We start from the raw sequence: 22,196 nt of genomic DNA, 5'->3' as shown, positions 1-22,196 counted from the left end.
CGTCGGACGACGCCCGAGGACGCGCTACGCCGACAGGATCTCGGCGATCCGCGCGTAGTCGCTTTCCATCCGCTCGAGGAGGTTCCGACACCGGGCTCGGGTGTCATCGCCGACGGGAACGAGCACCATCCCCTCGTCGGGTTGCCCGTAGACGACCGATCCCCCCTCGGGGGCGGCGACGACGGCCGGCAGCGAGGCGAGGTCCTCCTCGCCGTCGACGACGATCACGGTCGGTTCGGGAGCATCGAGCGCGGCCGCGAGCGCCTCGAGCAGGTCGTCGGTGACCGTCGACTGTGGGTTCGCGACGTCGATCCGTTCGTCGAACTCCTCGATCGCGCTCAGTACCTCGCGCTCGACGCGCTCGCGCTTCGTCTTCCCGTCGACGATGGCGACGTTCGGCCGGTACCCGGCTTCGAGAAGATAGTACGTGACGATGTCGCCGACTGCGACGACCGGCGTCCCCGCCTCCGAGAGCAGGGCCTCGGCGTCGGTATAGATCCCGCCGAGCGGCTCTTTGAGCTCCTCGCGCATCTCCGCCGGCAGCTTCGCCAGTATGGTCGACATCTCAGCGGACCTTCAGCGCGTATCGGCCGGCTTCGGTGACGTCCATCGCCTCGGCGATCTCGCTCTCTTCGGGGTGGGCGATGACGACGTAGCCGGCCCAGTCCTCGGTGAGGGAGTTCGATCCGCAGGCCGGACACTGCTCGCCGCCCTCGACGTCGAGGACGCGGTGGCAGTCCCGACACACTAGACGGGTGGCCATCTAATCACCCGCCTGCGCCTCGCGGCGCTTGCGCTCTTCTTCGAGCCAGCCGTGCTTGCCGAGCCCCGGCTGTTTCGCGGTCAGCCCGATCTTCGAATCCCGGGGGTTCCGCTCGTCGACGCTCTTCGTGACGATTCGCGCGCGAACGGCGTCACCGACGCTCAACACGCGATTCGAGTCCCGAGAGGCGAGCTGTTGGTTCTCGCCGTCGTAGGCCAGATACTCATCGGATATCTGAGAGACGTGGAGGAGTCCGTCGACCGGACCGATCCCGACGAATGCGCCGAAGTTGACGACCTCGACGACCTCGCCGTCGACGACCTCCTGCATCTGTGGATCGAAGGTGACCACGTCGAAGTCGGCCTCGTAGTAGACGCCGGGGCGGTTCGGGAGGACGGCACCGTCGCCGATGTCGTGAACCTTCGTTACGGAGACGACGCTGCCGATGTCTTCGTCCATCTGTCCTTCGAGCTTGTCCTGCAGTAGCCGCCTGACGAGCTCGGGCGACACGTCCGCGAGGTATCGTGGGGGAACCTCGACCGTATCTTTGAGTCTGACCCGCTTGTACATGTTATGGTTGAGTGATTTCGAATTTGGTTCGCCCGCGTAAACAGATTACGGGAACGTTCGCTTCCAGTAGCCGCCCTCTGAGAGGCATATCGCTCGTGACCGCGTAGTCGGTGCCGGCGCGTTCGCCGACCTCGACCATCGCGTCGTCGGCGTAGCCGGCGTCGTGGCCGACGGGGTCACACTCCCGCCGTGCCAGATCCGCACCGACGCTCGCCGCCTTCGCGGCCTCGCCGCCGCCCGTCGAGAGCCGATCGAGTTCCGCGAGCACCGCCTCGGGGACCACGGCCCCGTACTCCCCGAGGAGCCGGTCGAGCTCCTCGAAGGTCCGGACGCCGACCTCGACGGGTGCCATGAGCGCGTTCGAATCGAGTACGACGCGCATCACCGCAGCGTTCCGACCCCGATGAGCCGCCAGCGCGCGCCGACGCGGCGGTTGATCGCTATCTTCGCGCCCCCGGGGGCACAGACGGGGCGTTTTAGTCGGACCTCACACTCCTCCTCCCGGGCGCTCGTGACCGAGCCGACCGTCGTCGCCGTGCCAACGGTCAGCATCAACGGCTCGCCGGTGCTTATCGGCTCGATCTCGTCCGCGTCCTCGCCGACGACGCGTTCGAGCAATTCGACGTCCATCACGAAGGACTCCCGCGTCGGCGGTAGCGATCCCGGCGACCCCGCGACCTGTCCGGCCAACGCGTCGCCCTTCGTGAGCGATGGATCGAGTCCCGTCCCGACGCCGAGCAGCCCGCCCGGCGTCGCCTCGTCGACGAACTCGCCGCCGGCCTGCAGCGACCGGACGGTCGTCTCGACCGGCTGGTACTCCGATTGGCCGCCCTCCTCGATCTCGCGGCCGGGCTTGATTTCGATGTCCTCGTCGGCCTCGAGACGCCCCTGCGTGAGCGATCCGCCGAGGACGCCGCCGACGAGATCCTCGTAGGTCGTCCCCGGCCGGTTGATGTCGAACGAGCGAGCGACCTGCATCCGCGCGTCCGCGTCGGGGTCGCGCTCCGGCGTCGGAATCTCCTCCTCGATCGTCTGCATCAGGAGATCGACGTTGACGTCGCGCTGGGCGGAGATCGGCACGATCGGTGCCGACTCGGCGACCGTCCCTTCGACGAACGTTTCGATCTGTTCGTAGTTTTCGACCGCCTGGTCGCGGTCGACGAGGTCGATTTTGTTCTGGGCGATGACGATGTTCTCGATGCCGATGATGTCGAGCGCCATCAGATGCTCTTCGGTCTGTGCGCGGGGGACGGGTTCGTTGGCCGCGATGACGAGGACGGCCCCGTCCATGATCGCCGCGCCCGAGAGCATCGTCGCCATCAGCGTCTCGTGGCCCGGCGCGTCGACGAACGACACCGTCCGAAGATGCTCGCTCTCGGAGCCGTCCGGACAGGTCTCTTCGACCGTGTATCGCTCGGGGGCTTCGAGGTCCGGACACTCCCGGAACGTCGCGTCGGCGTAGCCGAGGCGAATGGAGATGCCGCGTTTCATCTCCTCGGAGTGTTGGTCCGTCCACTCACCGGAGAGCGACTCGACGAGTGTCGTCTTCCCGTGGTCGACGTGGCCGACCAATCCGATGTTCACCTCCGGTTGTCGGTGTTTCTGCGTCATTTAGTAATGACGTGAATATCTGCCCGTGCGCTTGATAAACCTACTGTTCCGTCCGTCGAAAGAACGCCGCCGACCGATCAGAAATCGCTTTCGACGGTGCCGTCGGCGTCCAGATAGATGGTCCCGTCGAAGATCGATTTAAACGCCTCGACGTCGGCCTCGTCGTGGACCTCCTCGGAGAGATGAAACAGGCCGACGGCGTCGTACTCCGACAGCAGCCCGAGCAGTTCCTCGACGGTTTCGAGCGCCCGCTCGTCGTCGGCGTAGTACGCCAACTCCGTCACCGAGTCGAAGCTGATCCGCCGTTTGCCGCCGTGGGTTTCGAGGAACTGCCGGGTCGTCTCGACGATACCTTCGAGGTCGTCGGGCGCGGAGACGTAATAGACATGCTCGGAGGAGCGCCGCGAGTACCCCCGCTCGACCGACAGCGTATCGAGGATGTCGGCTTTGGTCTCGTCGACGTCGTAGTACTCCAGTTTCTGTTGGACTTCGCGGGCGGTCGTCCGCGTCGAAATGACGAGAATCCGGTCCGTATCGGTCTTCAGAAAATCGGTGTCGATACGGTCCGTCTCGCCGGTGCTCGGGTGGATCAAAAGCACCCCGGTCCCGCCCGGGATCGTCTCTGGCGTGTTCTCGATCGCGAGGTCGTAGTCCATAGGGAACGTCGGGGGCGGCGGTACCTTAAATTGTGTTTGTCTTCCCCGCCTCCGGCGGTATCCCGCACCGCGTCGTTCGTCGCGGTAGGGCCGAGCACACAGGGTGCTCGGCGGTATGCTCCGAACGGACACGGGCCGGGGGGGATTCGAACCGGAGGAAGACGTGCTCGCTCCGCTGTGCGCGACGTCCAGGGTTCGATTCCCGCACCGCGTCGTTCGTCGCGGTAGGGCCGAGCACACAGGGTGCTCGGCGGTATGCTCCGAACGGACACGGGCCGAGGGGGATTCGAACCGGAGGAAGACGTGCTCGCTCCGTTCGCGCTGCGTCTTCCGGGATTCGAATCCGGGCCGCCTTGCTCCGCACGTCCGTTCGTCGCAAAAGCGGGCCGAGGGGGATTCGAACCCCCGACCGTCTGGTTAAAAGCCAGACGCTCTGCCGGACTGAGCTATCGGCCCTCAGAGAGTACTTGCCGCGGCCGGTGATAAACCCTTTCGATTGTGAGTCCCCGGTCACACGCTTTCGGCCGTGGGTCCTCACTCACAGGCCGTGGGTCCTCATACTGACGGACAAAAGAATGTACACACGACTCACGAGTGATCCGCCGTTCGCTCCGTCGAACGGCGTGATCCTCGTGAGTCGGTTTCATTTGATTTCGTCCACCAGTATCACTCACAAGTACTCCTCCAGCGCGCGGGCGACAACCTCGTCGGGATCGGTCGCTTCGAGGGCAGCGTGCCGGCGGAGTTCGCGGTACGCCTCCGGCGGCAACGACACCGATAGCTGGCCGAGATCGATCCCCTCGGCGTCGAGGGCGCTCTCGACGCTCATCCCCTCGTTGACACGGGAGGCGATCGAACGGATCTCCCGGACGGTCAGCCCGTGATCGAGGGCGGCCCACGCCAGCAGAAAGCGCGACTCGCCCGAGACGCGGGCGATGTGTTTCGCCGCGGTCGGCGCGATCTCCCCCAGCGCGACGTGCCGACGGATCGACCGCGGTAGATCGTGTACTCGGGCCCACTTACGGATGAACGAGACGGTCGCGTCCCCGTCGACCCGTTCGGCCGCGGTCTTATACGATCCGGTACCGCGAACCAACGCGGCACAGGCGGCTGCCCCCCGAAGCATGTAGACGTTGTCCTCGGCTCCGGCGGTGTTCGAAGCGAACCGACGGACGGTGTCGGCGGCTTCGGCGACGCTCTCGGGATCGTCCGGATCGAACCGGACCGCGTGCTCGCCGGCGACTTGGGGATCGCGGCGGATGACCGGCTCCCCGACCGGCGACGCTCGATCAGTCGGGGGCTCTCCGTCCGGTTCGTGGTTCATTGAACCGAGTTAGGACAACCGGGGTGAAAAGCGTCCCGCCGGCGCGTGTCGTCTCCGCACACGGCTTACTCGTCGCGCTCGTCGGACATGTGCTCCCAGATCTCGGTACAGCCGCACCCGTCCTCGACGTCGTCGAGATGGCCCGTATCGACCGTGTCTTCGTCGTCGTCGTGTCGACCCGTCATCGCGTCTCCTCCTCGTACAGTTCGGGGGCGACGTCGGCGGACGCGTGCTGCCGAGTCGTCTCCCGCTGTCTCTCTCTCATTACGCCGCCGTACGCCGTGTACCATCTTAAACGACGCTGCACCCGTAAACGCTACCCGGGCTTCGGTATTCCGGCTGAAACCTCCTCTTTCGCTGACGAGTGGTTTGCTCGGATCCGGCTGCCCTCTTTGGGTTCGGGCCCAAACCGCCGTCACCAGATTTCCCGACGTCCGACAATCCCTGCGGATGCCGACGGGCTTAGGACCACGGGGCGTCTGTTCCGGCGTATGCCGACATCGGTACATCAACTCGACGACGGCGCGTGGCTGAGTGTCAACGACGCCCGCGAAGTGAACGTGAGCGACCTCTGGTGGCTCGCACGCCACGAGTTCTGTACGTGCGAGCCGGCTGATTTCCTCGCGGAGGGGTTCGTCGAGATCGGCGTCGATCACCCGAACATCGAGGGTCGGATCGCCGGCCGGTGCATCGAGTGCGGCGAGAGCGGCGTCACGGACTGGCTGACGCTCGGCCGCGTTATCGACCCCGTAGACGGGCGGTTCCTCGCCGTCGACCCCGAAAGCGTCCACGTTCCGGACCGCCGACGGCGACTCGCGTCGCCGCCCGAGTAACCGGATATAGTTTCCGGTAAAGGCGAGCCGCGGGGAGGCTTGACGCCACGATCGGGGGTTTATATTTGGGGATGTTAAATAGGTCCATGCCGAGCAAGGTCGAAGGCTGGAAGGACGAGGTATACGGCACGGAGATCCGCGAGCATCTCTACCGGTTCGCCGAGGAGGGCTGGAGCGCCATTCCGGAGGACGAACACGACGCGTGGTTCGAGCGGTTCAAATGGTGGGGGCTGTACCACCAACGGAAGGGTCAAGAGAGCTACTTCATGATGCGGATCGGGACGCCGAACGGTCGGATGACGCCCGAACAGCTCCGCGTCGTCGGCGAAATCGCCGACGAGTACGCCCGCGGCCCCGTTGAGAACCCCGAGTTCGGAAACGCCTACTGTGATTGGACGACCAGACAGTCGATCCAGCTACACTGGATTCAGCTTCAGGATATCCCCGACATCTTCGATACGCTCGAAGCGCATGGCCTATCGACGATCCAGGCGTGTGGGGACTCCTGGCGTAACATCGTCGGATCGCCGGTCGCCGGTCGGGACAAAAAAGAGCACATCAACGCCTGGCCCGTCATCGAGAACCTCCACGAGACGTTCAAGGGCAACGACGACCACTCGAACCTCCCGCGCAAGTGGAAGGTCGCGGTCACCGGCGACACCCGCGGCTCCGGGCAGGCCGAGATCAACGACCTCGGGTTCGAGCCCGCGATAAAGGACGTCGACGCCGATACGCGACGCTCGTCCGGCGATCGGACCCCGTCGGGGGCCGAAGACGGCGAGCGGATCAACGGCTTCAACGTCACCGTCGGCGGCGGCCTCTCCCGCAAGGAGCCCCGCTTTGCCCGCGACATCGACGTCTTCGTCACCGAGGACGAGGTCCCCGCTGTCGCGAGGGGCATCTCGGCGCTGTTCCGCGACCACGGCGACCGCGAGGACCGGTTCAACGCCCGCATCAAGTTCCTCGTCGACGAGTGGGGCCCGGAGAAGCTCCGACGCGTCCTTCAGGACGACTACGTCGACTTCGAACTCCGGACGGCGGGCGAGGATTTCCGCGATCAATACACCTACAACTCCGGGCGCTCCGACGAGATCGGCGACTACGTCGGCGTCCACGAACAAAACGACGGGGACTATTTCGTCGGCCTCTCGGTGCTCGTCGGTCGAATGGGTGCCCGAGACGTCATCGACCTCGCGGACCTCGCGGAGGCGTACGGGTCGGAGATGATCGGACTGACGCAGCGACAGAACGTCATCGTCGCCGACATCGCCGAGGACGACCTCGATGACTTCCTCGCGGAGGACTTACTCGAGTACTACCAGCCCGACCCCCACCCGTTCCTCCGCGGCTCGATCGCCTGTACCGGCACCGAGTACTGTTCGCTGTCGATCGTCGAGACCAAAAACCGGATGGTCCGGTACGCCCGCTGGCTGAAAGACAACGTCGAACTCCCGGACGGGATCGACGACTTCCACGTCCACCTGTCGGGCTGTACGGCCTCCTGTGCGCAACCACAGATCGCCGACATCTCCCTGCGTGGGATGAAAACGCGCAAGGACGGCGAACCCGTCGAGGCCTTCGATATCGGCCTCGGCGGCGGCCTCGGGGAGAACCCCCAGTTCGCCGACTGGGTCGAAATGCGTGTCGCCGCCGACGAGGTGCCCGGCTACATCCGGAACCTGCTCCGCGTCTACGACGCCGAAAGCCGGGGGTCGGAGTCCTTCCGGGAGTTCATCGCCCGTCACGACGAGGACGACCTCAACGGGCTCGCGGAGCCGGCGGAGACCTCATACGAGGACCCCTACCTGGGCAACACGAAGATGACGTGGTATCCCTACGCCGAGGAGACGGGGATGGACGCCTCCCCGGCCCCGTCGCCGGCCGACGACTAGCGAGGACTCCTACCGCGTTCGTACCGTCGGACGGGACGGCCGCTCCCCCGGTGGAGAGCCGTTCGACGTCGACAGCGCCAACGCCGCGGTCCGACGGTATGTATCGGACGCCTGCGTCCCCCGAGGACACGCCACGACGACGCGGGGGCCACCCGGAGCCGAACCGCTGAAATACCCACACAGACTACGGGGGAACGTGTCGAAACAGGTCGCCGAGGTGGGAACGCTGTTCGTACACGAGTCCGGGGACAGCTACACCGTCGTCGTCCGCCGCGACGGCGACCGGCTGTTCCGCGGCCGGCTCGAATTACAGGAGACGGATGCCGGCCCACGCCCCGGCCGGTTCCGTGTCAAGGACGGCGACGACGAGGTACCGCGCCGGCCCGAGCAGTTCGTTGAGATGGCCCGACGGGCGTCGCGTATCCGGATCTCCGAGCAGACCTCGCGGGCGGGCCGTGAGGAACTCGAAGCGATGTTCGGGGGCTACCAGCTCGGGGCGAAACAGGTCCGGACGTGTCGATACTGCGCCGGAAGGGGGCGTTACTCGCCGTTGACGTCCGAGACCGCGATCAAAGCCGACGACGAACACATCTGTCCGGACTGTGCGAAACGCGAACTCGAACGGGAGGCCAACTACCGCGGGCTCCGATCGGGGGCCCGCGATCGGCTGGAGGAGCTTCTGCTCGAGGTCGGCGACCTCGAACGCGTCGCGAACCTCCTGTCCGGCCAACTCGATCCCGACCTGACGAAGTTCGACGAGATCAGCGCGACGACCGACGATATCGACCTCGTCCCCATAGGCGAACTGGACGTTCACGGCGAGTTGAAATCGCGGCTCCAGACGTTCGACGAACTGCTGCCCGTCCAGAGTCTCGCCGTCCGGAACGGGCTGCTCGGGGGCCGTGACCAACTCGTCGTCAGCGCGACGGCGACCGGTAAGACCCTCGTCGGCGAACTCGCGGGGATCGACCGCGCGCTGAAAGGCGAGGGAAAACTGTTGTTTCTCGTCCCGCTCGTCGCGCTCGCAAACCAGAAACACGAGGACTTCGTGGACGAGTACGGCGACGTCCTCGACGTGAGCATTCGCGTCGGTGCCTCCCGGATCAAGGATACCGGCAACCGCTTCGATCCGGGTGCCGACGTGATCGTCGGCACCTACGAGGGGATCGATCACGCCCTCCGGACCGGCAAAGACCTCGGCGACATCGGGACGGTCGTCATCGACGAGGTCCACAACCTCGGCGAGGAGGAGCGCGGCCACCGCCTCGACGGCCTCGTCTCGCGGCTGAAACACTACTGTGAGACGAACGCCTGTGACACCCAGTGGGTGTATCTCTCCGCGACGGTCGGCAACGCCTCCGATCTCGCGACCACTCTCGGGGCCCAACTGATCGAGTTCGAGGAGCGCCCCGTCCCGATCGAACGCCACGTCACCTTCGCCGGCGGATCCGAGAAGATCGACATCGAGGACAAACTCGTCAGGCGGGCCTTCGACTCGAAGTCCTCGAAGGGGTATCGCGGCCAGACGATCGTCTTCACGAACTCCCGTCGTCGCTGTCACGAGATCTCCAGACGCCTCGAATACGACTCCGCGCCGTACCACGCCGGCCTCGATTACGGCGAACGAAAGCGCGTCGAACGGGCGTTCGGAAAGCAGGATCTCGCCGCCGTCGTCACGACCGCCGCGCTCGCGGCCGGCGTCGACTTCCCCGCCTCGCAGGTGATCTTCGATTCGCTCGCAATGGGCATCGAGTGGCTCTCCGTCCAGGAGTTCGAACAGATGCTCGGGCGGGCGGGCCGGCCCGATTACCACGACCAGGGGACGGTGTATCTCCTCGTCGAACCCGACTGCTCGTATCACAGTTCGATGGACGGCTCCGAGGACGAGGTGGCGTTCAAACTGCTGAAAGGCCAGATGGAACCGGTGATCACCCGCTACGACGAGACGGCGGCGATCGAGGAGACGCTCGCGAACATCACCGTCGCCGGCAAGGGGGCAAAGCGGCTCAACGACCGAATGGTCGGCGAGATCCCGACGAAACACGCCCTCGGAAAGCTCCTCGAATACGAGTTCATCGACGGCTTCGCCCCGACGCCGCTGGGGCGGGCGATCACCGAGCACTTCCTCGAACCCTCGGAGGCCTTTTTCATCCTGGATTCGATCCGGTCCGGGGAGGATCCAGACGAACTCGTCGCCGGGATCGAGTTGCGCGGCGAACGGTGACGTCCCCCGCGGTGAACGCCGGAGGGGCGGCGTTCATTGCCGAGTTGCGACCGGAACCCGCGTGTCGTCCGTGACGGCGATGAGCCGATCGCGGTCGCGTCTGAGTTCAACCGGACCGAGGGTAACGTTCTCGCCGCGCTCCGGGATCGGGGCCGTCCCGACGGTCCCGTTTGCGCGCGTGACCCGGACCCGGAACCGGATCCCCGACGGAACGACCGTGACGTTGTGCCCGGCGACGACCGGCGCGGCTTGCGCCGGCGGCGACGCGTATACCCGGTTGAATCCCCCGTGATTGGGGTTGATCCACACCTGAAACGTCGTGTTGCCGCCCGTCGTCCGCCAGCCCCGTCGGACGACGAAGACGGTCCGATCCCAGCCGAGACCGCCCACCCGTATGGACTCCGTTCCGTCGCTCTCGAGACGGCCCGCCGAGACCGGCCGTGTCCAGATGCCGCGGTCCGGATCCACGACGAGGACGCCGCTTGTCGTCGCTGGCTCGCCGGTGACCGCGGCGAACGGTGCCAGCCGCTCGTTCGGGACGTCCTCGGCGTAGGTAACCGCGTATCCGCCGACATCGACCGTCCTCGCCTCCGGCGGTTCACGCACGTCCGTGGCTGCGTTTATCGGCACTGCTACCGCGGCCATGACGACCAACGGGACGACGAGCAGCGCGAACCCGATCCGCCGAGCACGCCCGTCGCTGACGGATCCGAGCCCACTGGTGGCGGCGACTGTCGCGGTGGTGATAAGCGTCGCGAGACAGCCGACCAAGAGGACGCCCGCCCCCCGGGCCAGGACGTACGCCGTCTCCCGAGGCCACCAGACCACCCACAACGACTGGACGGAGCCGAACAGCGCGGCCGCGACCCACAGCCGGAACGCCGACGGCGGATCGGCGTCGCGGACCACCAGCAGGGCGACCCCCGCGGTGATACCGAGTAACAGCCCGAACGTGTGGCTCTGGAGGGCGGTATCGACGAACCACGGGTCGGACGCCGGCGTTCGGCTGACGACGAACAGGGGTTCTTCGATCGCCCGAAGGACGACCGAAAGTGCGTCCCCGACCGATATCGCAACGACAGTGCCCAGGGGATACCGAACGAGCGCGACGCCGGCGAACGCATAGACGACGTCCGAAAAGCCGATACTCGGCCCCCACGAGAACGCGATCGATACCACGCCCGCGAGAAGCGCTACCCCCGGAAAGATCACGAACGCTCGCACGGCGGGGGCGTTCCGAAGCCCCCCGCCAGTGGACCCGTGACCGTACACGTATTCGGCGACCGATCCGAACACGAGCGTCCCCGTCAGGTTCGCCAGAAGGTGATCCGGCCCCTGGTGGGCGACCGGCCCGAGGAGGACGCCGAGGGGGTGACGGTAGGACCACGACGTGAATGGAATCGTCAGGGGCTCCCCCCACGCCCCGAGGCCGTCCTGGACGACGAGATAGACGGTTCCGATGAGACAACAGAGCGCGATCGTTCCCCAGGGCACCCCGAGGACGAACCGGGACTGCAGCCGGTTTCGGAGGTGAGACAGCGCCGGCGGCCGCGTTGCTGACGCCGTCCGCAGCGCCGGCTCGGTGGGGTCGTCTCGATCCACCACGTCCGGTGGGTGGGAACCCCCTGACATAAATCTCGCGGGGGATACGGTTCCCGGCCCTCGGGATTCTTCGCTGGGCTCTTTTATCGCGTCTGATTCATCCCGACATACAATGGCGGACGACACGCCCCAAGAGAAGCCGCGCGGCGACCAGATGACGACCGACTTCTTCGAGAAGGTCCTGGCCTCGTATCTCGAGGAGGACCGCCTCGAGAGCGGCGTCCTCAGGCTCGACATCGACGACGGTCGGACCCGCCGGCTCATAATCGACGACGACACCGGGGAGCTCGACCGGTATGAGTACATCAAGCGGGAGCTAGAGGAGGTCATCTACCTGATCGAGGAAAACGAGGATCTGCTCGACGAACCGGTCGAACTACCGATTCCCGTCGGCGACACCGAGCGGGTGATAGAGGAGGCCAAAGAGGAGGACGCCGTCACGACGGTGTTCCAGGCAGGTGGAATCAAAACCGTCCTCGAACATCTTCACGCCGTCGTCGGAGGCAAACAGGAACTCGCCCGCGAGGAGGAATCCACCGCCGAGTGACGGTCCACCGTCACCCCGTGACGTTCACGACGATTCCGTAGCGTTCACGATAGTCCCGTGACGTTCACGACGATTCCGTAGCGTTCACGATAGTCCGGTGACGTTCACGACGATTCCGTAGCGTTCACGATAGTCCCGTGACGTTCACGATCACCCCGATGCGTCCGTGACGGTTATCGAGCCCTCCATGCCGAATCCCTGGTGTACGTCGCAGTAGTACTCGTAGGTCCCGGACACATCGAAGGTGTGGCTGTGTTCGTACCCCTCGCTTTGGGTCTCCTCGACGCCTTCCCACTCGGCCCCGTCGGGTTGGCTGTCGACGAGGAGGCTGTGCCCGGACGACTCCCAGACGAACCGCACCCGCGTTCCCGCCGGAATCTCGAGGGAGTCCGGTTCGAACACGTTCTGTGTGTCCGGCCCGACCAGGACCGTCTCCTCCTGTGGCGTTGCGGACTCCGTCCCGCCGTCCTCGCCGTTCTCGCCGTCGCCCGTTCCGCCGTCTTCACTATCGGTCGTCCCACCGCCTTCACTATCGCCCGTTCCGCCGTCCTCGCCGTCGTTATCGGTCGAATCGTCCCCTTCGCCACTGCATCCGGCAAGCGTCCCCATCGCTACCGTACCGGCGAGCGTACCCAGTACGCGCCGGCGTGTTGATCGGTCCATCACGTCACGAACATACGGCAAGACGTAGTTAAATCCACGGCCCGCTATCGGGCGCGCTGCGATCACGGCCCGAGGATGGCGTCGGGGGCTCCGTTCGCCGGAACGCGATCAGAGCTCTTCGCTGACGTGCTCCCAGATGGCACACCAGTCTTCGGCCGCGATATACCCCTCCACCTTCGCGCAGGCCCCCCACGTGTCGCCGTTTTTATCGGGGACGAACTCCGCGCAGTTCCCGCAGGACTGGCCCGGTCGGGCCACCCCCTCTTCGATCGCGTCCACGGACTCCATCAGATCCACGTCCTCGTGACTCGAGAGGTTCTCGGGGTCGCGCGTCTCACCCACCTGTGAACTCGCCGTCCGGTACGGTTCCGGAACCTCGGCAGTCGCCAGTTCGTCCTCGGACATCCCCTCGGGGACCTCCGGTTCGGGCAAGGACTCGTAGATCGTACACCAGTCCTCCCGGCCGACGTACCCCTCGACCTCCGCACACGCACCGAACCCGTCGCCGTCCTTGTCAGGGATGTAGTCCGCACAGTTCGCACAGCACGTCCCCGGCTGATGTGCTTCCATCTCTCGGGCGTCCTCGTATTCGGAGAAGCTCACGTCCGATTTCGTACGCAGTCCGTCGGGGTCGCGCTGTTCGCCCCCGAGCGACGTCGCGGACAGATACGCGTCGGGTACCGGCCCGCTTTCGAACTCCTCCGCGGAAACCCCCTCGGGACGTTCTTCCTCCTCCTCGTCCTCGCCGTTCTCGTCGTCCTCGCCGTCTCCCTCGTCGGGGGCTGCCGTTCCGTCACCGTTACCCGTATCGCCCGAACAGCCACTCAACGCCGCCACGCCGACAGTCGCCACGAGGTAGCTCCGTCGACTCCACGTGTCGCGGTTCGGGCCGTGCCTCCGCCATGATTTGTTTTTTGACATCCCTCCGTATTTCAAATCTTTCATATATAATACGGATGTTTGTTCCCAAGACCTGAAAACGTCGGCCATCGGGCTGAAGCGCGGGCATTCGACGGGGGATCCGGTGGTCAATCGTCCGTCCCGCACGGGCTGCCGTCGCGTCCCAGCGAACGCCCCCGGCGTCGACGTCTCTCGAAGACGTTCGCCACGGCGACTATGGTGATGGACGCCGTTCTCGACGGTATGTCAGAAGCCGAACCCGAGGCTCGCATCCAGGTGACGTTTCATCCCCAAGAATGGGTCGATTCGGCCGGCCAGGCCCACGAGTGGGGCCGCAAGCAGTTGATCCCGGCCGAGGACCGTGAGGCGGCCGGTTTCACCGTCCCGCGGGCCGACGGAACCGATCCCTCGGGGGCGGTCCTGGAGGACGAATCGTACGAGGCGAACCGTCTTCGGGACCACTCCGAAGCGCCGGCGTGGGTAAACGACTGGGACGGGCCGTACTTCGTTACGGTCGACTCGGAGTGATACTGCTGGCTGTCCCCAGTGCGAGCGAGTCGCGACCCCGCGATGCGACAGGCGGTCGCGACGGACAGCCGGCAGTATGAGCGCGTCCGCGTTCCGCGGGAGCCGTGTCCACTGTCCCCGAATCCGCCGGCGAACCGGCGACCGTCGTCGATCCCGAACGCTTCGCTCACGCCACGCCTCGATCGGCATCGTCGTTCGATTCGGGGCAGAGATCCAGACACGCCGAATCGGCGAGGCTCCGGAGGCGGAACACCCCGCGTTTCGGGAGCACGATCCCGATATCGAACGCCATCTCCTCGTCGAGTGTCGTACCCAACACCGAATCGAAGAAGGTCGAAACGACGCAAAACCGCCAGCCTGCCCGCGTTGCGATGGTCTCCCCCCGGTCCGTCAGCGTCACCCCCTGATACTTCTCGTACTCGATCAGTCCCCGGTCGGCGAGCTTCGAGATCATCCCCGTGACACTAGCAGGGGCGACGTCCAGATACTTTTGTAACTCGCCGGTCGTGACCCGGTCGCTACCGGATCCGGAGAGCATCGCGATTGCGAAGAGATAGCGCGCTGCGCTGCGCTCTACGTCCGACAGCGACGGCTTGCGCGACGACGTCCCGGTTTGGGGGTCCGAAGCCATACGTCATGGTCCCTCATCCACGTTTGAAAGCGTGGCCCCGAATCCCTTCGCCCGCCTCGATACGGTCCGGTGTGCCGATGGAACGGTCGCCGTCGGCACGGTACAGGCGGTGACCGCACTCGGACGACGACAGCCCGTATGAACGGGATGCTGCCCGACCGTTTCCCGACCCGTCGTTTATGTCACGACCGCGGATTATAATAAATACGACATATATAATGTGTATCCGATCAGCTGTCCCACGTTATAGGAGACGCCTATAGGATATACTATATACGAACTTGATAAAGGCTAGTGTTACCATGTTATTCGACCGCCGTACCACAACTATAATAATAGAGCTATCGAATCCGCCGTTCGATCCCGATACCGGGGTTCATAATCGAACGAGCGGACCAAGGCTTCGGCCGCTTGGTTCACGCCAGAATATCGGAGCGTTCGCCGGGGCGGATGGCGGACGTCTCGTCGGTGACGGGAACATAGAGCCCGTCACGCCGGGGTCATATTGCGTTTGAAGACACGCACGATGTGGGGGATCTATTCGGACTCGAAACGTCGACTCGGGCACACGGCGATACTGGCCCCCGGGCTCTTGCTCGGGGGTCTCACCGTCCGGTACCTGCTCCGACCGGAGATTCCATTTATCGGGCGGCTAGTCAGCCTTCTCGCCGTCACGTTCTTGTCAGTACCACTGCTGTTCAGCAGCTACTGGCTCGTTCAACTCGACCCCACTGCCGATCAAATATGGCGGATCGTCTCTTGGTGTGTAGGGGGGTCTCTTCCGATTACCGGCCTTGCGGTGTTGACTGTGGTGTTTCAGCGGGCCCACGGTGTCGCCCTTGCGCGTCCTGTTCTCGTGATCACGTGGGTCGCGGGCGTCGGGGCGTTCGGGGGGTTTCTCACCGGCGTCTACGACCTCCGGCGTCAGCGGAAACACGCGGACGAACGGGCCACTGCTCACCGACTTCAGACGCTGCTCGATGCCTCGCCGGTCGCGATCATCTCGATCGACCGGGACGGTACCGTCCAGCGATGGAATACCGCGGCCGAAACGATCTTTGGGTGGGACGAAGAGGAAGTCATCGGCGAGCCGTACCCCATCGTTCCGGAGTGTAAAGAGGATGAATTTCAACGGCACCTCACCCGCGCAAACAGCGGCGAAACGATCGAGGGTGTAGAAACCCGACGGGAGACGAGAGACGGAGCGCTCGTCGACGTCAGTATCGGAACGGCACCGGTCTTCGATGCCGAACAGACGCTCCACCGAACGATCATTACGGCGGCCGACGTCTCCGAGCGCAAAGAGCAAGAACGCGAACTCCGGCGGACGTACGACTTCCTCGATTCAGCACTCGATGCGGTGCCCGACCTGTTCTACGTGCTCGATCCGTCGGGGGACCTCGATCACTGGAACACCCAGGTCACGAAGGCGACCGGATACGGCGACGAGGAACTCGCGTCCATGTCCGCGCTCGATTTCTTCACCGATGACGAGCACTCGCGGATCGATACGGCCATCCAAGCCACCCTCGAAGAGGACGCCGTCGGTACGGCGGAAGCCGAGTTAGTCACGAAGTCGGGCGATACCATCCCATACGAGTTCCGTACGAAACCGTTAAACGACCGCAACGGGGACACTCTCGGTCTGGTCGGTATCGGACGGGATATCACCGAACGGATACAGCGCGAACAGCGGCTACGTGAAACGACACAATTGTTACAAGCGGTGATCGATGCCGCACCGCTCGGAATCGTCCATCTCGACGAGGACGGTGAAGTCGAACTGTGGAACCGAGAAGCCGAGGAGCTCTTCGGATACGGCGAAGAGGACGTTCTCGGGGAAGTGTCACCTGTCGCCCCGGACGGCGAGCCTGGCGGGATTTATGACCGACTCCGTGATCCCTCCGAAGGCCAATACTTCGAGTCCCTCGAGGCGACGCGGCAACGAAAGGACGGATCACAGATCACGGTCCACCTCTGGGCAAAACCGTTGTTCGACGGGAACGACCGGTTCGCAGGTGTGGTTCAAATATTTGCCGGCGTCGGCGATCGAATCCGGAGGGAACAGCAGTTGACGGTTCTGAACCGCGTTCTTCGGCACAACATCCGAAACACGGTGAACGCCATCGGTGGTCACGCCAACCTCCTGGCCACCGACCTCGACGACACGTCACTCCAGGGGCAGGCCGAAACGATCGCCGAACAGGCACGAACCCTCGAACACTGGAGCGAAGAGGCCAAGGGGCTCAACCGGATACTCCAGCGCGACACCGTTCGATCCCCGAAACAGCTCCCCGAGTTGGTCGACCAAAGCGTCACCCGTATTCGGGAGATCCATCCCGACGCGGAAATCACCACCGACGTCCAATCGGACGTGTGGGTCTATGCCGATACCTCGATCGGAGAGGCGTTACACATGATAATTGAGAATGCGATCGAACATAACGACCGAGCAACTCCGGAGGTCGTCGTATCAGTGCAACGCAGAAACGAACCGGGTCGGGCCGAAATCACTGTCGCGGACAACGGTCCCGGTATCCCCGATCTGGAGCGTAAGGTGCTTGAAAATGGTGACGAGACGCCACTCATGCACAGCACCGGGGTCGGGCTGTGGGGGATCTATTTGATCGCCAACCGGAACGGCGGCGAGATATCGATCACGGATAACGATCCCAGAGGGAGTGTCGTTTCGATCGTTCTCCCGACGGCCGATCACAAAACGTCTCCCGCCGCCGTGGAGGGAACGGAGTACTGACTGAAATGATTCCAGGGAAGACGACCGCAATTAATTACGAATATATACGTGGTAAATCGAACTGAATGTACCAGAACAGAACGAGCCAAGAGGCGGAAAAATTGTTGCTGCAGTTGGGAGAGTATAGTCCGGACGTCATTTGGATGTTCTCGCCCGATTGGGACGAACTGCGATTCGTTGACGGCGCGTACGAGGACGTCTGGAACCGGTCGATACGTACGCTTGAAGACGATCCTACTGACTTCCTGAACGGGATCCATCCCGCTGACCGTGAGGAGGTAAAAGCGAAAATGGAGCAACTCTCCGATGAAGAACCGATCGAGGCCGAATTTCGCGTCAACGACGAGGAGGAGTATCGACGGTGCGTCTGGGTGGAGGGACGACCGATGTACGACGAAGACAACGAGTTCGTCGCTGTCGCCGGATTCGCTAGGGATATCACTCAACGAAAGCAGTACGAACAGGAATTGAAGGACAAGAACGAACAGCTCGAAAACTTCGCCAGCATAGTCTCCCACGACCTCCGAAGCCCGCTGACCGTGGCCGAGGCACGGCTCGATCTGGCCCAAAACGAGTGCAATAGCGAACATCTCTGCCACGTCGAGGGGGCCCTCGATCGAATGGAAACGATGATCGAGGAGCTCCTTTCGCTTACGCAGAAAGCCAACTCCGTCGAGAACATCCAGACCGTCGCGCTTGAATCGGCCGTCAGCCGCTGTTGGCGGAACGTCCAAACGTTTGAATCGACGCTGGAGATCGATACCGAACAGAACGTTCGGGCAAACGAAAGCCATCTCCAAGAGTTACTGGAGAATCTCGTCCGAAACGCGGTCGAACACAATACAGAGGACGTGACTATCAGGGTGGGAGCGCTCGATGACGGATTTTACGTTTCCGACAACGGATCCGGGATTCCCGAGGACGAACGCCAGCGGGTGTTCGATCACGGATACTCTACCGCCACTGACGGGACGGGGCTCGGGCTATGCATTATCAACGAAATCGTGGATGCCCACGGCTGGGAAATTGATATCTCCGAACGTCCCGATGGTGGGGCCCGTTTCGAAGTCACGAACGTGGATATCGGGCGGTGAACTACCCCTGCGATCACCCCGCGTCCAGGACCCGCCTCTGGAACGCCTCGAACGGCGTCTCCGAGAGCCCTGACGCTCCGAGTGTCGTTCCGTGCGCGTCGCTCCCCCCCGTTCGGAGGAGGTCGTATCGCTCGACCGCGTCGTCGACGATGGCCGTTTCGACCGGGGTCTCGTACGGGTAGTAGCGCTCGACCGCATCGAGTCCTGCCGTGCGCTCGAGTGCGGCCTCGGGATCACCGTAGCGGAGCGGATGCGCCAGGCCGACGACCCGACAGGCGTCCTCGAGTAGTCTGATCCCCTTCTCCAGTGGGGTGACGGCACGCGGTACGTAACACGGACAGCCGTCGCCGATGAGTTCGGAGAACGCGTCGTCGTAATCGTACGGTGCATCGCTCGCCTCGATCGCCCGCGCGACGTGTGGACGACCCACACCCTCTTCGAACGTGACGTCGATCTCGACGCCCGCTCTGTGTTCGACGCGGTCGACGATCCGACGGGTGCGTTCGATACGGTCGGTCTGGAGTCGGCGTATCTCCTCGCGTAACTCGGCGGTCGGTTCGACGCCGTAGCCCAGGAGATCGATCCGCTGCGTCTCGTCTTGGACCCGGAGTTCGATACCCCGGATGACGTTGACGCCGTCGCAGGTGCTCACGGGATCGGACAGGTCGGGATGGGCGAGATCGTGATCGGTGACCGCGATCCACTCCAAGCCCGCCTCCGCCGCCGCCGCCGGGAGATCGTCGATTTCGAGCGTTCCGTCCGAGGCCGTCGTATGGACGTGGAGGTCGGCGATCAACTGCGCGCACATAGCGTCTAGGAGGGAGCACGCAGTGAAGTACTCCGGGGTCGATCCGATCGGATCGACCGGCGAGGGGCCGACCCCACGCCGTCGAGTGGGGCCTTCGAACGGCGATAGATCGTGACACGATCGCGGCACCGGCACACGAGTGACGTCGAGCAGGGATCGCCGGCAGTATGAAACACACACGAAAGGGCGGCACACCGTCCGTGTTCGATACCTGAGTCGGCATACGGGACTCGAATACCGCCACGTTGTCGACAACCGTTCGGGTTTCAATACTCGATCCGTAAGCCCTCACTATCGTCGAGGGTGATGGTGATCTCCCCCGGTTTCATCGCGTATTCGGCGGCGTTTCGTCCGTCCGAACGGATCCGGACCCGCTCGTCGAGCAGCCCGATATCGACGAGTGCGTCGACTTTCCGGTAGGCTGTCGCGGTCGAGAGCCTGCACTCGTCGACCAGTTCGGCGATCGACTTCGGCTCCGTCGCGGTGGCTTCGAGAATCGCCCGCGACTCGCTGTCGGCGAGCGTACCGAGAACCGAGACCGGGGATTCCCGCTCGCTCGGGTCCGACACCCCTTCCGCGTTTCTGAATTGTGTATTCTGGTGCATTGTGACCACCCCTATCTGAACGAAGACCCAAGTAGAAAATAAATGTTGTCCCGACGTCCCAAACCTTGAAACAGCCTGAAAACACTCATTTCGTGATTTTAGCGTCCCACATGGCGATTTTTATTTTCGTTTTTCGTGCTTTCGGCCGTACTACTGACCGCCGCAGTATTGTGACGCTCACACCGCTACGGTTGCGGAGTACGTCGCTCCGGACGGCGGTCCCACGCGGAAGGGGCTATTGTCGTCCAGCACCGCGCGGTTCGACGATGACCGGGCCTCGGGACGCTACTCCAGCTCAGTATGGGGGCCGTTGGGCCCGGATGACCTCCGCGAGCTGTTGGTTCTCGTCGGCGAGGAGTTCGGTCAAGTCGTCCGCGGTGATGATCCCGGCGATCTCGTCGTTTTCGGCACAGACCGGGAGCCTCCGGACACCGTTTTCGCTCATCGCCTGTGCGGCGTCGTAGAACCCCGCATCTTCGCCGACCGCACAGAGGTCCGTCGACATGACGTCCTCGGCGGTTTGGTCGTCCGGGCTCTCCCCGGCGGCCAATACCCGTGTTGTCAGATCGCGATCGGTGACGATCCCGACCGGGACGTCGTCGTCGTCCGTGATAACGATGCTTCCGACGGATTCGTCCCGCATCGTTCGGGCAAGCTCCGAAACGGCCGTTTCCGGGCTCGCATCGACGACGTCGTCCCGAGCGAGGTCTCGAACTGGCATATGTTGTACCTCCGGGTAGACCCTGCCGGCCGGATGGCTTATGTTGAAAGGGCTATTTTCATATACCTGGAACGTTCGGGGTATATATACGTTGCGCCCGCTTCAGTTCCCGACTGCACCGCCGTCTCCCCCACGACAACGGGTCCGCTCGCTTCGACGCCGTTCGACGGGGGATTCCGTCCCGGCGGTGACCCCGAAGCGGTCCCCGGCGGTGGGCGGGACGCGACCCTACCGGACGAGCAGGACACGGACCGGGGACCGAAAGACGACGGTCTCTGTGACGCTCCCGAGCAGCGGTTCCTCCTCGTCGCTGCGGCCGTGGCTGCCAATGATTATCTGATCGATGTCGGACTCCGAGGCGAGATCGACGATCTCACGGCCGGGGGTTCCGACGGCGGTTTCGAGTGTGAGTTCCGCATCGTAGTCCTCGGCGGTCCCTTCCGCTTCGGATAACAACTCGTCTTCGAGTTCTTCGGCCCGTTCGTACCACTCCTCGGATCCGTGTAGCGGTTCGACGTCCGGATCGAACTCGGCCGGGTAGCTGTAGCCCGGCTCGCTCGGATCGATCACGTGGAGAACGGTTACCGCCGTATCCGGGTACTCCTCCAGCGCGATCCGGAGCGCCTGTTTCGAGAGCGGAGAGCCGTCCATCGGGACGAGTACGTGATCGAGACCCATGCGAAACTGAACGTACTCGACGATAAAAACGTACCGGCCGAATTCCCGAATTCCGAGAACCGGGGGCGAGCGGGTCGGCAATGGGGTCTCTGAGTTCCCCCCCCGGTCCGTGTTGCTCGGTTCCAGTCCGTGTTGCTCGGTTCCAGTCCGTGTTGCTCGGTTCCAGTCCGTGTTGCTCGGTTCCGGACTCCGGGTCGGTGATCCCTTCGAATCCGGCCCGTGACAGCACTTATACGTGTGGCGGTCACTCGGGGAGACGTATGCCCGCCAACGAACTGATACCAGTCGCGGGACCGACCGCGAGCGGTTCGGATCCCGGTAGCGTCCGGACACGGTATCGACCTCCCGCCGGAAGTACGGCCCGACGCCCCGATCTGCGGCCGCGGTTCGACCACGGATGAACGAACGACGCGACCGTCGACTCAGCGCCGTTCTCGGGGTGTTCTTGCTCGTCGTCGCCGGGGGTGCGCTTGCGCTGTTCAGCGTCGGTCGCCTCGAGACGCCGGTCGTTCTCGCTCAAGCGGCGCTTCTGGGGGCGGCCGGTGTCTGTGACGTGGTGGCAGCGACCGACAGCCAACTGACCGACCGCTGGGCGTGGTATCGCTGGAACGGCCTCGGAACCGTTCTCCTCGGCCTGTCGCTCCCGCTCGGGTCCGCCGGGAGCAGCGACGGGACGCTCTTTCTCGCCGTGACCGGCATCGGTGGCCTCTCGCTGGCCGCGCTCGGCTTCGACATGCTCGTCTTCCACGGACGGTACAGCCGGGGGACGCGACTCGACTAGGCCGACGGCC

General features: G+C 64.1%; 24 protein-coding genes and 1 tRNA gene. 8 read left to right on the top strand and 17 right to left on the bottom strand.

The features are described 5' to 3' along the window. Positions 1–24: 24 nt before the first annotated feature. The 9 genes from HZR14_RS13240 to HZR14_RS14750 form a co-directional block, all read right to left on the bottom strand. On the bottom strand, positions 25–564 hold the full coding sequence (locus tag HZR14_RS13240; RefSeq protein WP_181693351.1) for a GTP-dependent dephospho-CoA kinase family protein: 540 nt from the start codon (positions 562–564) through the stop codon (positions 25–27). Between the two features lies 1 nt (position 565). Further along, the gene (gene spt4 / locus HZR14_RS13235) at positions 566–763 is read right to left on the bottom strand and encodes a transcription elongation factor subunit Spt4 (RefSeq protein ID WP_181693350.1); all 198 of its coding nucleotides are present in this window, start codon (positions 761–763) and stop codon (positions 566–568) included. Further along, positions 764–1,333: a DNA-directed RNA polymerase gene (locus HZR14_RS13230; RefSeq protein WP_181693349.1), complete on the bottom strand. Its 570-nt coding sequence runs from the start codon at positions 1,331–1,333 to the stop codon at positions 764–766. It abuts the gene before it with no gap. A 1-nt stretch (position 1,334) separates the two neighbouring features. After that, positions 1,335–1,715 (bottom strand): PIN domain-containing protein, encoded by a 381-nt coding sequence (locus HZR14_RS13225; protein ID WP_181693348.1) that lies wholly within the window; start codon positions 1,713–1,715, stop codon positions 1,335–1,337. After that, a complete protein-coding gene (locus tag HZR14_RS13220; protein ID WP_181693347.1) occupies positions 1,715–2,944 on the bottom strand; it encodes a translation initiation factor IF-2 subunit gamma in 1,230 nt (409 codons plus the stop codon). The genes HZR14_RS13225 and HZR14_RS13220 overlap by 1 nt, the downstream gene beginning before the upstream one ends. Positions 2,945–3,021: 77 nt before the next feature. Further along, positions 3,022–3,600: a DUF7090 family protein gene (locus HZR14_RS13215; protein ID WP_181693346.1), complete on the bottom strand. Its 579-nt coding sequence runs from the start codon at positions 3,598–3,600 to the stop codon at positions 3,022–3,024. Between the two features lie 382 nt (positions 3,601–3,982). Beyond that, positions 3,983–4,056, bottom strand: a tRNA-Lys gene (locus tag HZR14_RS13210). Between the two features lie 214 nt (positions 4,057–4,270). Beyond that, on the bottom strand, positions 4,271–4,924 hold the full coding sequence (locus tag HZR14_RS13205) for a DUF7119 family protein (RefSeq protein ID WP_181693345.1): 654 nt from the start codon (positions 4,922–4,924) through the stop codon (positions 4,271–4,273). 65 nt (positions 4,925–4,989) lie between these two features. After that, positions 4,990–5,109 (bottom strand): hypothetical protein, encoded by a 120-nt coding sequence (locus HZR14_RS14750; RefSeq protein ID WP_489675785.1) that lies wholly within the window; start codon positions 5,107–5,109, stop codon positions 4,990–4,992. Between the two features lie 306 nt (positions 5,110–5,415). Between HZR14_RS14750 and HZR14_RS13200 the strand changes: the two genes are divergently transcribed. The 3 genes from HZR14_RS13200 to HZR14_RS13190 all read left to right on the top strand — a co-directional run bounded on the left by HZR14_RS13200 (position 5,416) and on the right by HZR14_RS13190 (position 9,873). After that, positions 5,416–5,757: a DUF8134 family protein gene (locus HZR14_RS13200; RefSeq protein ID WP_181693344.1), complete on the top strand. Its 342-nt coding sequence runs from the start codon at positions 5,416–5,418 to the stop codon at positions 5,755–5,757. Between the two features lie 86 nt (positions 5,758–5,843). After that, the gene (locus HZR14_RS13195) at positions 5,844–7,649 is read left to right on the top strand and encodes a nitrite/sulfite reductase (RefSeq protein WP_181693343.1); all 1,806 of its coding nucleotides are present in this window, start codon (positions 5,844–5,846) and stop codon (positions 7,647–7,649) included. Positions 7,650–7,845: 196 nt separating this feature from the next. Further along, positions 7,846–9,873, top strand: a complete 2,028-nt coding sequence (locus tag HZR14_RS13190; protein ID WP_181693342.1) for a DEAD/DEAH box helicase — start codon at positions 7,846–7,848, stop codon at positions 9,871–9,873. Positions 9,874–9,906: 33 nt separating this feature from the next. Here HZR14_RS13190 and HZR14_RS13185 read toward each other — a convergent pair whose 3' ends face one another. Then, complete coding sequence (locus HZR14_RS13185) at positions 9,907–11,478, bottom strand: rhomboid family intramembrane serine protease (RefSeq protein ID WP_181693341.1); 1,572 nt, start codon at positions 11,476–11,478, stop codon at positions 9,907–9,909. A 109-nt stretch (positions 11,479–11,587) separates the two neighbouring features. Between HZR14_RS13185 and HZR14_RS13180 the strand changes: the two genes are divergently transcribed. Then, entirely contained in the window at positions 11,588–12,022 is a 435-nt protein-coding gene (locus tag HZR14_RS13180; protein ID WP_220132574.1) for a hypothetical protein, read from the top strand. Positions 12,023–12,172: 150 nt separating this feature from the next. On the opposite strand, the gene HZR14_RS13175 is transcribed toward HZR14_RS13180, so the two are convergent. Further along, complete coding sequence (locus HZR14_RS13175) at positions 12,173–12,685, bottom strand: plastocyanin/azurin family copper-binding protein (protein ID WP_181693340.1); 513 nt, start codon at positions 12,683–12,685, stop codon at positions 12,173–12,175. Positions 12,686–12,793: 108 nt separating this feature from the next. Beyond that, entirely contained in the window at positions 12,794–13,537 is a 744-nt protein-coding gene (locus HZR14_RS14675; protein ID WP_181693339.1) for a high-potential iron-sulfur protein, read from the bottom strand. Positions 13,538–13,828: 291 nt separating this feature from the next. Between HZR14_RS14675 and HZR14_RS13165 the strand changes: the two genes are divergently transcribed. Then, the gene (locus HZR14_RS13165; RefSeq protein WP_181693338.1) at positions 13,829–14,113 is read left to right on the top strand and encodes a hypothetical protein; all 285 of its coding nucleotides are present in this window, start codon (positions 13,829–13,831) and stop codon (positions 14,111–14,113) included. A 166-nt stretch (positions 14,114–14,279) separates the two neighbouring features. Here the strand turns inward: HZR14_RS13165 and HZR14_RS13160 are convergent, their stop codons facing one another. Then, the gene (locus HZR14_RS13160; RefSeq protein ID WP_181693337.1) at positions 14,280–14,744 is read right to left on the bottom strand and encodes a metal-dependent transcriptional regulator; all 465 of its coding nucleotides are present in this window, start codon (positions 14,742–14,744) and stop codon (positions 14,280–14,282) included. A 511-nt stretch (positions 14,745–15,255) separates the two neighbouring features. On the opposite strand from HZR14_RS13160, the gene HZR14_RS13155 reads away from it, so the two are divergent. Then, entirely contained in the window at positions 15,256–17,499 is a 2,244-nt protein-coding gene (locus tag HZR14_RS13155; RefSeq protein ID WP_181693336.1) for a PAS domain S-box protein, read from the top strand. 65 nt (positions 17,500–17,564) lie between these two features. Then, positions 17,565–18,593, top strand: a complete 1,029-nt coding sequence (locus HZR14_RS13150; RefSeq protein ID WP_181693335.1) for a sensor histidine kinase — start codon at positions 17,565–17,567, stop codon at positions 18,591–18,593. A 13-nt stretch (positions 18,594–18,606) separates the two neighbouring features. Here the strand turns inward: HZR14_RS13150 and HZR14_RS13145 are convergent, their stop codons facing one another. The 4 genes from HZR14_RS13145 to HZR14_RS13130 form a co-directional block, all read right to left on the bottom strand. Further along, complete coding sequence (locus HZR14_RS13145; protein ID WP_181693334.1) at positions 18,607–19,401, bottom strand: PHP domain-containing protein; 795 nt, start codon at positions 19,399–19,401, stop codon at positions 18,607–18,609. A gap of 266 nt (positions 19,402–19,667) precedes the next feature. Continuing rightward, complete coding sequence (locus tag HZR14_RS13140; RefSeq protein WP_181693333.1) at positions 19,668–20,006, bottom strand: helix-turn-helix transcriptional regulator; 339 nt, start codon at positions 20,004–20,006, stop codon at positions 19,668–19,670. 295 nt (positions 20,007–20,301) lie between these two features. Beyond that, positions 20,302–20,727, bottom strand: coding sequence for a CBS domain-containing protein (locus HZR14_RS13135; RefSeq protein ID WP_181693332.1), 426 nt, complete (start codon positions 20,725–20,727; stop codon positions 20,302–20,304). 228 nt (positions 20,728–20,955) lie between these two features. After that, positions 20,956–21,405, bottom strand: a complete 450-nt coding sequence (locus HZR14_RS13130; protein ID WP_181693331.1) for a universal stress protein — start codon at positions 21,403–21,405, stop codon at positions 20,956–20,958. A gap of 397 nt (positions 21,406–21,802) precedes the next feature. On the opposite strand from HZR14_RS13130, the gene HZR14_RS13125 reads away from it, so the two are divergent. Continuing rightward, positions 21,803–22,186: a DUF7994 family protein gene (locus HZR14_RS13125; protein WP_181693330.1), complete on the top strand. Its 384-nt coding sequence runs from the start codon at positions 21,803–21,805 to the stop codon at positions 22,184–22,186. Positions 22,187–22,196 lie beyond the last annotated feature (10 nt).

The sequence above is a fragment of the Natronomonas salinimetallica genome (assembly GCF_013839515.1).
In the GTDB taxonomy this organism is placed as follows: Archaea; Halobacteriota; Halobacteria; order Halobacteriales; family Haloarculaceae; genus Natronomonas.
Note: the sequence above shows the minus strand (reverse complement) of the source record. Positions and strands in the feature narration are given on the sequence as shown.